10 protein-coding genes are annotated in these 13,705 nt (G+C 49.1%); 5 read left to right on the top strand and 5 right to left on the bottom strand.

What is annotated here, in order from left to right; genetic code table 11:
• Positions 1-71: 71 nt before the first annotated feature.
• The 3 genes from HNR77_RS22520 to HNR77_RS22510 form a co-directional block, all read right to left on the bottom strand.
• The gene (locus HNR77_RS22520; protein ID WP_311768664.1) at positions 72-1,073 is read right to left on the bottom strand and encodes a FecCD family ABC transporter permease; all 1,002 of its coding nucleotides are present in this window, start codon (positions 1,071-1,073) and stop codon (positions 72-74) included.
• 65 nt (positions 1,074-1,138) lie between these two features.
• The gene (locus HNR77_RS22515) at positions 1,139-2,110 is read right to left on the bottom strand and encodes a FecCD family ABC transporter permease (RefSeq protein WP_184189483.1); all 972 of its coding nucleotides are present in this window, start codon (positions 2,108-2,110) and stop codon (positions 1,139-1,141) included.
• A 201-nt stretch (positions 2,111-2,311) separates the two neighbouring features.
• Positions 2,312-4,063, bottom strand: a complete 1,752-nt coding sequence (locus HNR77_RS22510; protein ID WP_184189434.1) for a helix-turn-helix domain-containing protein — start codon at positions 4,061-4,063, stop codon at positions 2,312-2,314.
• A 243-nt stretch (positions 4,064-4,306) separates the two neighbouring features.
• On the opposite strand from HNR77_RS22510, the gene HNR77_RS22505 reads away from it, so the two are divergent.
• Together HNR77_RS22505 and HNR77_RS22500 are read left to right on the top strand one after the other, a co-directional pair.
• Positions 4,307-5,299, top strand: a complete 993-nt coding sequence (locus HNR77_RS22505; RefSeq protein WP_184189432.1) for a Gfo/Idh/MocA family protein — start codon at positions 4,307-4,309, stop codon at positions 5,297-5,299.
• Positions 5,300-5,652: 353 nt separating this feature from the next.
• Complete coding sequence (locus HNR77_RS22500; protein ID WP_184189429.1) at positions 5,653-6,279, top strand: pyroglutamyl-peptidase I; 627 nt, start codon at positions 5,653-5,655, stop codon at positions 6,277-6,279.
• Between the two features lie 1,090 nt (positions 6,280-7,369).
• On the opposite strand, the gene HNR77_RS22490 is transcribed toward HNR77_RS22500, so the two are convergent.
• Both HNR77_RS22490 and HNR77_RS22485 read right to left on the bottom strand, forming a co-directional pair.
• Positions 7,370-8,212 (bottom strand): 1,4-dihydroxy-6-naphtoate synthase, encoded by an 843-nt coding sequence (locus tag HNR77_RS22490; RefSeq protein ID WP_184189426.1) that lies wholly within the window; start codon positions 8,210-8,212, stop codon positions 7,370-7,372.
• Complete coding sequence (locus HNR77_RS22485; RefSeq protein ID WP_184189481.1) at positions 8,209-9,027, bottom strand: futalosine hydrolase; 819 nt, start codon at positions 9,025-9,027, stop codon at positions 8,209-8,211. The genes HNR77_RS22490 and HNR77_RS22485 overlap by 4 nt, the downstream gene beginning before the upstream one ends.
• Before the next feature lie 1,355 nt (positions 9,028-10,382).
• Here HNR77_RS22485 and HNR77_RS22480 point away from each other — a divergent pair.
• Genes HNR77_RS22480 through HNR77_RS22470 form a run of 3 tightly spaced genes read left to right on the top strand, consistent with a single transcriptional unit; the run spans position 10,383 to position 13,681 of the window.
• Positions 10,383-10,772, top strand: a complete 390-nt coding sequence (locus HNR77_RS22480) for a GntR family transcriptional regulator (RefSeq protein ID WP_184189424.1) — start codon at positions 10,383-10,385, stop codon at positions 10,770-10,772.
• Positions 10,765-11,667, top strand: coding sequence for an ABC transporter ATP-binding protein (locus tag HNR77_RS22475; protein ID WP_184189422.1), 903 nt, complete (start codon positions 10,765-10,767; stop codon positions 11,665-11,667). Before HNR77_RS22480 ends, HNR77_RS22475 begins: the two co-directional genes overlap by 8 nt.
• Positions 11,642-13,681 carry a hypothetical protein gene (locus tag HNR77_RS22470; RefSeq protein ID WP_184189420.1) on the top strand — a complete coding sequence of 680 codons (2,040 nt, stop codon included), beginning with the start codon at positions 11,642-11,644 and terminating at the stop codon, positions 13,679-13,681. Before HNR77_RS22475 ends, HNR77_RS22470 begins: the two co-directional genes overlap by 26 nt.
• Positions 13,682-13,705 lie beyond the last annotated feature (24 nt).

Genomic DNA, 13,705 nt, shown 5'->3' with positions numbered 1-13,705 from the left:
TTCTTTTGGATTCATCTTGTGTGATGTAATTGAATTTGAATAAGGTGTATTGAATGGTTCATCTTCATCTATCATTTGGTTCGTACCAGCAGGTATAAAAAATAAGGTGCGCCAATCGCGGCTACAACTACACCTGCCGGAATGGCGTTTGGTGCAAAAATCGTTCGGCCGATTGTATCGGCAGTCACCAGAATGACCATGCCGATCAGTCCGGCAGCGGGAATCAAATGCCGATGTATCGGCCCGACCAGTCTGCGGGCCAGATGAGGGGCAGCAAGCCCGATAAAGCCGATCCCTCCAGCCATGGATACACTCACTGCGGACAAGGCTACAGCACAGAGCAGCAGCAGAATACGCCTTGAGCGGACAGGTGTTCCAATGCTGGTTGCAGCCGCATCACCCAGATGGAAAGCGTCCAGCGTTTTGGAGCGACTCCAGATATAGGCGATACACAGCACTACCCAGGGAAGCAAAGCCTGCACATGAATCCAGTCGCGGCCCCACACACTGCCTGCAAGCCAGCGCGCAGCAAAGGAATACGTGTCCTCATCCAGACGCAGCGACAGATACAAGGTGAGCGCATGGAATCCGGCGGCCACAGCAATTCCGACCAGAATAAGCTTGATCGGTGACACTCCGCTATGTCTGTCGTAGGACAGCAGCATGATGATGAGGGCGGCAGCGACACTTCCGGCAAAAGCAAAGATCGGAATCAACAGAGCTACAGAGGTATCCATGCTGAACGAAAGGCTGACAAACACGATAAGCCCGAATGCAGCTCCAGCATGCAAACCCAGAATCCCCGGATCAGCAAGGGCGTTGCGTGTAATACCTTGCAGAGCAGCACCTGCGATGCCCAATCCAGCCCCGGCAAGCACCGTTACGAGTATTCGCGGCAGGCGGTAATCAAACAGGATGATCTGATCCTGTTCACTTCCCTGTCCCAGAAAAGTCTGCAGAACAGCTACAGGTGACATTCGCACGGTGCCTGTATTCAGGCTGATGATGATGACCAGTATTGCAAGAAAGAGCAGCACAGCGCTGATGATCACTGCTCTCTTGCCCCGGGAGATTTGATTGAAGGTTTGATTGAACCTGCCGAAAACGCTCGCTGCGGATGCAATTTTCCGTTTCATCACTACAAAGCCCTCCTTTCGTTCCGGGCCAGATAGAGGAAGAACGGTACGCCGACAAAAGCAACCATGATCCCTACAGCCAGCTCTTGAGGCGGATTCACAATACGTGCCCCGAGATCAGCCAGCACCAGCAGGATCGCGCCCAGAAGGGAGGACATCGGTATAATCAGCCGGTAATCTACACCCACCAGTTTGCGGGACATGTGTGGAATAACCAGACCTACAAAGCCAATGGAGCCTACTGCTGATACAGAAACCCCTGCGAGCACAACGACAGCAGCGAGGGCGAGCAGGCGGGTCCAGCGCAGATTGATCCCCAGATTAATGGCGACTTCTTCACCAAGTGACATCAGCGAGACACGCCTCGCGAGCGGCATGGTGAACAGCAGCGTAAGCAGCAGCACCGGAAGAATCAGCCGCAGATGGCGCCATTCGATGCCTCCAAAACCCCCTGCGTACCAGAAGGCCAGATCCTGGCTCAGGTCAAAATAAATGGCGACGCCCGTGCTTAATGAACTGAGCATGGCGGCAATAACGGCTCCGGCAACGGTCAGCCTGATGGAGCTGAGCCCTCCGGGTGCAGCCATCCCGAGCAGGAAGATGAGCAGGGTGCCAAGCACAGCCCCAATGAAGGACAGCAGCATAATCCAGCCATAGGGTAATCCCGGCCAGAATGCAAAGCTTAGCGCTACGACAAAGGTTGCCCCTGCATTAATCCCGAGTATGCCAGTATCGGCCAGAGGATTGCGAGTGATCCCCTGCATTAGCGCTCCTGCGACAGCAAAGGCTGCTCCGATTACAGCAGCAGCCAGTACACGCGGCAGTCGAAGCTCATGAATGATCTGATGAGATGTCATGGAAGGGTTGTAGTTGAATACGGCGGTCCACACCGTTTCAAGCGTTAACCCTTTGGCTCCCAACGAGACGGCAACAAACATACTGATCAGCAGCACGGCGGCGGCGGACAGAAACATCAGGCCAACGGTGATTGCGGATCGTTTAACATTAGTCGGACGCTGGGGCAGTCCCGGATGTTGGATACGGGTCACTCCTTTATAACAAATAACATCTTTCGTTGTTATTGATTATCATTATCAATTAGTGAATATTATAAAATCTTAATCCAGGCCCGTACATGGCATAAATTAAGATTTGGGAAATGGACATTTTTTAGATTACAAAAGTACAGGCCTGCTCGTCAACATCGAGAGCGCTTCCTCGAGCTGGATGTTAATGGAATATGGCGCGTAGACAACCCAGGCGCTCCAATCGACCAGATGCACCCGCCCGCTGCGCACGGCAGGATGGCTGCTCCATAACGGATCATTCTTTAATTTTTGCAGCAATGTTGCTCGATTATGCATGTTGTCTATCGCAAGCACCAGCACATCGGCTTCGAGACCATGCCACTCCCCGGGTGTAAACGGCATCCAGTTATAGCCGACTCCAGGAGCTTTTCCGTGCAGTTCAGCCTGAATACGCGGGGGGGCAGCGAGCTGCAGCGTACGATAGAACACATGCCCGAAGTTGCGATGACTGTACATCCGTGGACCTTTGGCGGTCAACGTGCCTACAGCAACCGTAAGGCTGCCTGCAAGCTCCTTGATTTTTTTGCGTGCACGCTCTGCTTTGCGCTCATGCCCGTCCAGCCAGTCTCTAGCCGCTCGCGTACGATCCACAATGGTAGCAATGCGTTCCAGATGGCCGAAGACGTCCGTTTCGTTCCATGGAATCGTAATGATGGGAGCGATATCACCAATATGCTCCATCGCTTTTGCTGCGGCATTATCCTTGGTCAGAATCAATTCGGGATGCATATCCAGAAAAGCCTGACGCCCCTGCTCCCAAGGCTCATAGGCATGAAAAGGCAGTTGGAGCGAACGGGGCATGTGCGGCAAATGGCCTTGAATCTGAGCTGCACATGGGGTGATGCCAAGGGTCATCAAGTGATCCGTGTACGGGTAGGAAAGGGACACAATGTTGCGATGAACCTGCTTGGCATAGGCAGACGGCGCATATCCGGCATAGTTGCGGAACCGTCTGCTGAAATAAAACTCATCGCGGTAACCGACCTCGCGTGCGATATCCCGAATGCGAAGATCGGAGGTGAGCAGCATCTCCTTGGCCCGGTTCATCCGCAGATGGGTGATGTACTCGATCGGATTTTTCTGCATTCGGCTCTTGAACAGCTGTGAATAGTAGGACGGATGCATTCCGGCCAGTTCAGCAAGTGTATCCAGCTTGATCTCATGCATGTAATGCTGCTGCATGTATTGAAGGGTTGTTTTTAGCCACGCTTCGGGATTGTTTCGATTCTCTTCGACGGCAGCGGACTTGTTATCTACAGGCCAGAGCATATAGAGCAGGTCGGTTAGCAGCAGTTGGGCTTTGATATCACGAGATCCGGCTTCATGATCCGATTGTGCGAGTTCGGTAATCTGTGCCGCAATACGCTGAATGCCGTAAAAAGGCCCTTGAATCGATCCGGTCACAGGTGAATGCAGTTCACGTTCATAGATGCGTCTCGCTTCTGTTTTCTCAATTGCTCGGAACAGATCGTATTCAATAATGTACAGCTCAGCCTCGTGATCGGCTTCAGATACAAGTTCAAGGCTTGTCCCGGGTGTGAACAGGCAGGCCGATTTACGCATGATACGAGACGGCTCACCGTTGACATTCAAGGTGCCAGTGAAGCGGTGCATATATATAAAAGTGTGATGTTTGAGTGCAGCTTGATGCCACTGAAATGGCTGGTGTGTGTTGATATGCTTCGCTTGACGCAGTTCAAGCAAGGCATGCTTCAGAAAATGCTCAAGCTCTTTATGTAAGCTAGGGGTGGAGCGTTTATTATTATCGCCGCATGGGCGTTCAGGCAGCTCGTTGTCTGAAGGTATGCGGATATGGTCGATATTCCTTTTGCTGATCATGGCGTACCTTCCTTTCAGAGTATGAATTCGTTTTGTATTTTCGCGCTCCTATACGGTTCTCAGCTTGTTTCTAACTCATCTTAGCAAATCTGCTGCGCAAAATGAAATATAACGCACATGAGCATCATTTTCTGACGAGAGTGCTTCTTTTTGGTAAAATAAGAGAGATACGATGTTGGACTGGATGAAATGTTCTGAAGTGATGGATCGGCAGCAGCAAATTTCTTTGAGGAGGGTGTATTTATGGAGAAACGGGACAAGGTGCGGTGGGGCATTATGGGGACGGGGTGGATTGCATCCCAGTTTGCCAAAGATCTGGAGCATGCCGGAAATGCGATAAAGGCAGCGGTCGGTTCACGGACGGCAGGCAGCGCGGAGAAGTTTGCAGCCGAGTACGGTTTTGAACACGCTTACGCTTCATATGATGAATTGCTGCGAGATCCTGAGATCGATATCATCTACGTGGCAACCCCGCACCCGGTACATAAGGAAAATGTGATGGCTTGTCTGGAAGCAGGCAAAGCCGTGCTCTGTGAGAAACCGTTTACGATGAATTCTCGTCAGCTGGAGCAGCTGGTGGAAACGGCGAGGGAGCGAAAGCTTTTTCTGATGGAGGGGATGTGGACCCGCTTCCTGCCCCCGATTGCTCAAGCACGTGCATGGATTGCGGAAGGACGAATCGGACAAGTGCGGATGGTACAGGCAGACTTTGGCTTTCGTATCGGCTGGGAGCCGGAAGGACGTCTGCTTAACCCTGATCTGGGCGGTGGCGCGCTGCTGGATGCGGGGGTGTACCCGATTTCCTTTGCATCGATGATCTTTGGCGAACAGCCGCAGCATGTATGGAGCACTGCGCATATCGGGGAGACCGGTGTAGATGAACAGTTCTCTGTATTATTGTCCTACTCCGAAGGGCGTTCCGCCTCGTTGAACGGTGCCATTCGCTTGAATCTGAACAATGAGGCTGTTATTTATGGAACGGAAGGCCGAATTCGTCTACCATTTTTCTTGGCGGGAAAGGAAGCATATCTACATCTGAACAGTCAGGATGAGCCTGAGAAATACGTGGATGATCGGACTTGCATCGGATATGCATTTGAGGCAGAAGAGGCTGGACGCTGCATTCTGCAAGGTCGCACGGAGAGCAATACCATGAAGCTTGATGAATCACTCGAAATTATGAAGCTGATGGACACCGTCCGCCGCCAATGGGGATTACGTTACAAATCAGAGTAAGAAGCGAAGAATCCCCAGCATGGTCAGGGCGTGTCTTGAAACCTGCTAAAGTTCATCTTTAGCTGAAACCCGCTGAAGTGCAATCTTTAGCCGTTTTTTGCTCCTTGCTGCGTGCTTTCCTATGGCGTGTCCTCGGTACGCCTGTGAGAAACTTCCTGGCTTGAAACGAAGATTCGGTAAAAATCTGCTTCCTTCAGCGTTTTCAGACAAACCCTGGATGAATTTCAGGAATGATGGGGAGGACGTGCAGCTCCCAGCACGCGGTGCCCTGCCTCATGACAAGGTGGTGCTATAAGGGGCACTGGGCATTGAGTTTTGTTGTTGTTATTTTACATCAGGAGGGAGTAGGGTGAATGTTAAAGTTTCTGATCTCCGGGTTTGAGCCCTTTGGCGGGGATATCGTGAATCCAACGGAAGCGTTGATGCAGGCATTGGAACATGAAGCAGTGGAGGGGGCTGTATTCAAAACCTTGCTGCTGCCTGTGCATTTTGATGAATGTGCAGATTTGCTGATTGCAGAGATGAAGGCTTTTCAGCCAGACGTCGTTATTGCATGTGGGCTGGCGAAAGGCAGAACAGCGATAACACCAGAACGCATTGCAATTAATGTAAAAGATATTCCGTCCGGCTCTTATGCGGATAATCAGGGTCAGCATCCTGTGGACGAGCCGATTGCGGCGGGAAGTCCGGATGGATTATTTTCCACTCTGCCGATCCGGGCAATGGTCAATGATATGGTGGCTGCAGGTATCCCCGCTACTGTTTCTAATACGGCAGGTACGTATATATGTAATAACACAATGTATCGGGTGCTGGACTACATTCGCATAGAGCAGCTGCCTGTGCAGGCAGGCTTTGTGCACTTCCCGGCTTCAACAGAAATTGCTGCTATGGCGCCGTCTGTCCCGTCATTGCCGCTTTCCATGATGCTTGACGCACTACACTCTATGATTCGAACCTTAATATCTGAGTCGAAGTAAATTGAAGGATGAGTAAAGTAAAGTAAAGGAATGGAGGGGAAGGGAATAGAATGTAAGTTAATTGAATGGAAGAGGAGAGAAGAGAAGGGTATAGAAAGGAAGAGAAGAGACTGGAAAAGAGGTAAGTGAGTGTAAAGTAATACAAAGAGTACTGCAAAGAGCAGTACAAGGAGCAATACAAAGAGCAACACAAGGAACAGTACAACGAGTAAGAGGGAGAGTAAGGAAAATGAGGCAGAAGAGAATGAACAAAGAATAGCTTACTCGTAGAAGTATTGACCTCATAACCATAAAAAAGTGGCAGCCCTGTTGACGTAAAGCCGACGAAAAGGACTGCCCTTTGATATGCAACGGATGAATACATAGTGATGCACAATAAGCGGTGATGCAACTACATAGTGGTGACAATATACAGCACACAGTGGTGCAATATGAAGTGCTAATCAATATAGAGTACACAATGGTGCAATGGGCAGTGCCAATCAGTATACAGAAATCAGTGGTGCAATATGCAGTGCCAATCAATATACAGAAATCAGTGGTGCAATATGCAGTGCCAATCAATATACAGAAATCAGTGGTGCAATATGCAGTGCCGATCAATATACAGAAAACAGTAGTGCAATATGCAGTGCAGATCAATATACAGCACACAAGTGCAATATGCAGCATATGCAGTAAACTAACAAAGCACTGAATAGCTGAAAAGCGTCTCGAGTTCAGGCTGAGAAATTCTAACGATCTCCAGCGACGCTATTTAGCCTGATTTAGCGGTTTTAAAATTCTAACGAATCGTAGGAACGCTATTTCAGTAATTTAGACCAGATCGAGGTCTAAAAGAGTGATTCTCAGGCAAATAAGGTTTCTGGGAATCGTTAGATTTGGCAGACCACAAAAAATGGACAAATAAGCTCTCTCAGAATCGTTAGCGGTAAACAGACACCAAATTGACGTTGGCCCAGACGATGAACCTCGAAAAACTCCACGCAATATGCTTAAGTGATTGAACACATTAGCTCTGCGAAGGATGCAGCTCTTTACTTTTTACCAGCACTTTACATAGTAACTCTCTCCCCGCTCAGTTCAGCAATTAAATCCGTAACAGGTTCAGATCGAACTCGGGAACAAGCTTTTCTTTCATGGCTCGTCCGAGTAGAGCGGTGATTGCAGCGTACCCATCCTCGCCCAGATTTGCGCTGAATTCATTGACATACAGGTCGATATGCTGAGCAGCTACAGCCGGGTCCATTTCTTGTGCATGTTGCATGACATAGGGTCTTGATTCTTCAGGATGTGCCCAAGCGTACTCGACCGAAGCACGTGCCCAGCCAGCCAGGGCTTGAGCATCCAGATCACGGCGAGCAATAATGGCACCAAGTGGAATTGGCAGACCTGTATCACTTTCCCACCAGTTGCCGAGGTCGGTCATTAGTTTGAGATCGTAATTTTGATACGTAAAACGCGCTTCGTGGATAACCAGTCCGGCATCAATCTGATCGTCGCGGACGGCAGGCATGATTTTATCAAAAGGCATAACCACAATTTCGCCTACACCGCCGGGTACATTTTGTGCGGCCCATAGACGGAATAAGAGATAGGCTGTAGAGCGCTCGCTTGGTACAGCAACCCGGCGTCCAGACAGGTATGCAGGATCGGTAGTTCCATTAGCTGTTAGAACGAGAGGGCCACATCCTCTGCCGAGTGCACCCCCAGCGGGCAATAAAGCGTAATTCTCCAGAACATAGGGGAGTGCCGCATAGGAAATTTTCATAACTTCTGGAATATCCGGTCCGAGTGGGCTGGCGGCAAGGCCATTTGTTATATCGATATCCGCGTAGCGAACCTCAAGCTCAGGTGCACCTGGAATCAATCCATGCACCCAGGCGTGAAAGATAAAAGTATCGTTAGGACAAGGGGAAAAAGCAATATTCATGATGTGATAACCTCCCGTAAAATAGAACTTGCTGCCTGGAGCGCATCGAGGGCATCCTTGATGCGCCAAGCGTCGCGGTCGCGTGGACCGACCGCGTTAGATATGCCGCGCAGTTCGAGCACCGGCAGGCCGAACTGCTGCGCGGCTGTTGCTACGCCGAAGCCCTCCATGCCTTCGGCGGCAGCATCCGGCACGCGGCGCAGCAGCTCCGCGGCCGTCTCCGCAGTTCCGGTCGCCGTGGACACGGTGACCGAAGTGCCTCCGCTGACAGCGAGCCCTGCCCGCTGCAGCTCATGGCGAAGGCGCGCGGCAAGCTCCGCGTCCGCCGCCACACGGGACGAGCCAAATCCGAGCTCGTCCACAGAGAGGAAGCCGTCTGGCGTCTGCGAGCCCAGATCGGCTGCAACCATAGCGTCGGCTACCACAAGGGAGCCGACGGGCGCACGGCCGGGGAACCCGCCGCCGATGCCGGCACTGATCACCAGCCTGTAGGCTGGTGACCCGTTGCCAGTCCCGCCTGCGGGCCCCGGCCAGGATGCGGCAGATGCCTGTGCCGCATCCGATTCCTCTGGCGCAGCCGAGCCCTGCGCCAGTTTATGTGCACTTGCCGCTGCTGAAGCAAAAGCCAGGGCAGCGGCAGTTCCGGCAGCGGCCGAGGCAGGGCCAACGCCCGCCGCAATCACATCAAAGTGATCTGCGGCATGGCCGCCCAGACCCCGAAGAATCGCATCCTTTTCAGCATCAACTGCAGTCACAATCAGTACACGAGAAGAACTGTCTGATACGTTCGCAGAAACTCCCTTGCTTGTTTCCATCCCCGCATATGTCTCCAAGCTGATATCTGTACCACCCTCGGCATTTGTGCCTGAAACCGAATCTGTGATTATCAACAATTCAGCATGTGTATCTTTAGCCGTACCTATGTCTGTACCTATGTCTGTATCAATGTCAGTATCAGTAGTAGCAATTGTGCCCTTAACAATATTTGTTGAGACATCCATGTTAACGTTACTCTCTAGGGATTTGCTGCCCTCAACGTGGGGAGTAACGCGGTTGTTGTTACGTTCATCAGGCTGCTGCTCAGTCATATTCGGAATGCTCCTTACCAAGACGTTATTATTTATCAGCTGTAAGCTGTATGATTCGTACATTCTGAAGATTATAAGAGGCTGTGTCCATTGGAAAAGAACAAATGTAGTCTTTTTGTCTTTCAAAGGGTGGACAATGTTTTCAAAAAGGTACTATATCCCTGCCAGTCATCCGATTTCTATATATAGATATAAAATTAATATAATTAATCTATATGTAGATTAGAGGTTGTGGTGTGTTGTTTATACAATAGTGTCCACCTTTTGATAAACAAAATGCTGAAATGTGCGCGAATGGTGGACAGGTTCGGAACGTTGTGAGGCGCGGTTCGAATCTAATTTGAAATCTACTCTCAGAACAACTCTCGGACTGGGCATTCCAATAATCGCTCAAAATTAATTTTGGATCAAACTTAGCGAAGCGTAGCTCAACTCAACCGACCCCACCCCAACACATTCCACCTCAACTTAACCAAACTAGCTCCTTTTATCATAACGAAGGGGTAAGAGAAGGACAAGTGACAGACCACTCACAACATAAGATTACATTAGTTGCCAAACCATACCTTCGCTGAAAAAGTTAACCTCAGCCACATGAACTAGCCTAAATGTATTGCAACTTCTTTAGTTGTCCATACTTCCACACTATTTAAGCCAATCATTCCTTGCTTCCACGATTCTCTCTCTTCCATCGGTTACTTTTACAGCGTACAGCATACTACTTATAAAGCCTGTCCCATAATTACAGAGTACACTCGTCAAGCACCAGGCGTTTGTACGTAACTTTATGTCAATTATATCATATTGATTACCTATGCATATTGTTCCTCAACTTGAAACTAAATCCATCTAACATATTGACAATCTGTATTAACTGTATTATTAATAGTAGTACGGTTGGTACGGTGGTTCAATGCAGACCGAAGTAGTATTCGTGATGGATAACACGCAGGCAGCAGGTGAACCTCACCGAAGGTAATATTCGTGATGGATAATACACAGGCAGCAGGTAAACTTCACTCAAGGTGATTTTCCTGATAACAGCACAGTAATTATCAACATGTTATGAGAGGAGGTGCCGGATGTTCGAATTGGATGTACGCAGCCGTAAGGCGATCTATGAGCAGCTGGTGGATAAAGTCAAGGAAATGATCGTATACGGTGTCCTGAAACCCGATGAGCAGCTTCCATCCGTCCGAGCTTTGTCAACGCAGCTCACCGTGAATCCGAATACGATTCAGAAGGCATACCGTGAATTGGAACGTGAAGGTTATATTTATTCCATACCGGGTAAAGGGAGCTTCGTATCATCATCTGTGGAACATCCGAATGAAGCGATGAAAGATGAGATCAGAGAGTCTATGGTGAAACTTATCGCTGAAGCTTCATATTCCGGTTTAACCAAAGCGGAACTGACTCTTTTATTTGAAGAAGCGATGGCCCGTATAGAGAGGGAGGTGTCTCATGATTGAGCTCAATCAAGTCATCAAAGCTTTTGAACAGGAAAAGGCAGTCGATGGTGTAAGTATGCACATACATAAAGGTTCGATCTACGGCTTGCTTGGTTCCAACGGGGCAGGCAAAACATCGCTGCTCAAAATCATCGCCGGCATATACCGTCAGGACCGCGGCACGGTACACATTGACGGGGCTGAAATTTACGAAAATCTGGACCTGAAGGGTCGTACGATTTTCATGGCAGATGCACCTACCTTTTTCCCGCAATCGTCGATTACCCATATGGCTGCATTCTACCGTTCTGTCTATCCGCGCTGGAGCGATGAGCGTTTCGAGCAGCTGGCTGCTGTCTTCAAACTGGATGTAAAACGCAAGCTTCATCGCATGTCGAAGGGCATGCGCCGTCAGGCTGCGGTATGGCTGGGACTCAGCTGTATGCCTGAGGTACTGCTCATGGATGAACCGATTGATGGTCTCGACCCTGTCATGCGCCAGCAGATCAAAAACCTGCTCTTTCAGGAAGCGGCCGAGCGCCAGGTGACAATCATCATCTCCTCTCACAATTTGCGAGAGATTGAAGACCTCTGTGATCATGTAGCCATCATGCACAAAGGCCAGATTATCGTCCAGAAGGATCTCGATGACCTCAAGGCCGATACGCACAAAATTCAGGTTGCTTTTCGTCACCCGGATCATGCCGGGTTGCTGAAAGAACACATTCACATTTTGCATGAAGAAAAAAGAGGAAGTGTTTCCTTGTACATTGTTAAAGGTCATCGTGAAGATGTTACCTCCCAATTCCGATTGCATGATCCGTATCTGCTGGATGTGCTGCCGCTGACGCTGGAGGAAATCTTTATCTATGAAATGGAGGGTGCAGGGTATGATATTCAACCGATTGTACTTTAACCGCGGCATCCTGTACCAAAATTTCAGGCAGCACGGATGGCTTGGTCTTGTTTATCTGCTTCTCTTATTGTTATCTCTTCCGTTGAACATTGGTACAGCATATAGGGAAAATACACAAGAAATCGCCAGCTTGTTCATGGTAAGAGGGGAATTACTTTGGTTCTTTGCGATAAGCATACCGGTAGTTATGGGGTTATTTCTGTTTCGCTATATCCAGGCTGGTGGACCTTCCGATCTGTATCACAGTCTGCCGCTCAAGCGTAAACATCTGCTTACGATGAACCTGTTAACCGGAGTTGTGATGATTCTGGTCCCAATCTGGATTACGGCTGGAGTTACTGGTTGGGTGTCTGCTGTCGTGAAGGAGCCTGCCTATATTTTTGCTGGTACAGCGGTCTGGACGTGGGGCGTGACGATGAGTATAATCTCGTTGTTCATGTTTACACTGACGGTTGCGGTAGGCATGTGCATTGGTCAGTCCATTTTGCAGGGACTTACGGTGTATGCCATTTGTTTGATTCCGTTGGTCTTCTGGGAAGTTTTTGTAATGCACTTGCAGCGTTATTTGTTAGGATTTCCAGATAGCGCGCTTCGATTCAGCAGTGGAAACATATCTCCGATCGCTCGCATCAGCAGTCTGAGTTATCCGCCAGACTGGGTCGAGCTTGGAATCTATGCTGCGATGACCGTAATTCTGGTTGTTCTGACGTTCTTATTCTACCGTAAGCGTCATGTGGAATCGGCAACACAGGCGATAACGTTCCGCATCGTGAAGCCGATCTTCCGTTTTGGATTTATGTTTACAGTGGTATTGCTCAGCGGAGCCTATTTTACGATGATCGAACCCCGCGGTTCCGAGTTTTGGGGTGTCGCCGGATACGTGGTCGGGGGCGTTGCGGGATACCTGGGAGCCGAGATGATTATTCGCAAAACCTGGCTCATCTGGAGTAACCGCTTGCTCCCCAAATTTGCTGTATACGGGGGAGTTATTGCACTGATTCTATACGTGCCTGTCGCGGACTGGAACGGTTATGCATCGAACGTTCCGACGAGTGAGCGTGTGGAGAAGGTACGAATTGGTGGTGATCATTACATCTATGTGGATAACCAAAATATTAAGATGGATGACGAACAATTTTATTCCACAAATGCAGGATATATTGACGCTGTAGTTACACTTCATCAGAAAATTGTTAATTCCGATCTGCACTTGCGCGAAATGGGGATGAATCGGACTGTACGTGACGAAGAAAATGTCGTGATAGACTATAAGTTGAAAAATGGCAAAACATTATCGCGACAATATTACATTCCAACGTCCGAGTTCCAACAGGAGCTGATGGGCATGAAAAACTGGGAGGATTACAAAACGTCCAGGTACGAGACATACATACTGGACGGTGATGTTCGAAACATCGGCATCCGGTCAGGTTACATCGGAGATCGGACAGTGTTTATTACAAATCCGGAGCTGATTCGTGAATTCAAGGCTTTGTTGAAAACAGAAATTCTGGATCAATCATACGAAGATCAGATGTCATCATGGGAGACATTTGCGACCGCAGAAATTTATATGGATTACCCGGATGCTTCTTCGTCCAAAATGATGTTGGATCGTGCCAATCGTAGCGCAATGTATGCCATTAAACCGAGCTATAGTCGGTTGATCGAGTGGCTGAAAGAAAACAAGCTGTACGATCAGCTGCGGGTATCCGCAGACGAGGTCGCCTCCGCCCTGTTCATCAGACAGGAGATCAACAGTCCGGGCAACGTCAAGATGGTCTATGCTGATCCGCAGTTTATCGACTCCAATCTCCAAGGTAACCAAAAAATCGTGACCAAAAACAAAAAAATTATTAGCGAGCTGCTCCAGCGTCAAAGATCCGGTTATTACACAGACAACGACACGATCTATCAGATCAAACTCAATTTTATCAGAGGTCAGAATTCGTATATGATGTTAAGAGAGGACGACCTGACTGAGGACATGAGAGCCATTTTGCTGGACAAATAGTGATGTATTAGTAATATACAAATT

Source organism: Paenibacillus sp. JGP012 (assembly GCF_014203995.1).
In the GTDB taxonomy this organism is placed as follows: Bacteria; Bacillota; Bacilli; order Paenibacillales; family Paenibacillaceae; genus Paenibacillus; species Paenibacillus silvae.
The sequence above is the reverse complement of the archived record's forward strand: the minus strand, read 5'-3'. Positions and strand labels throughout refer to the sequence as shown.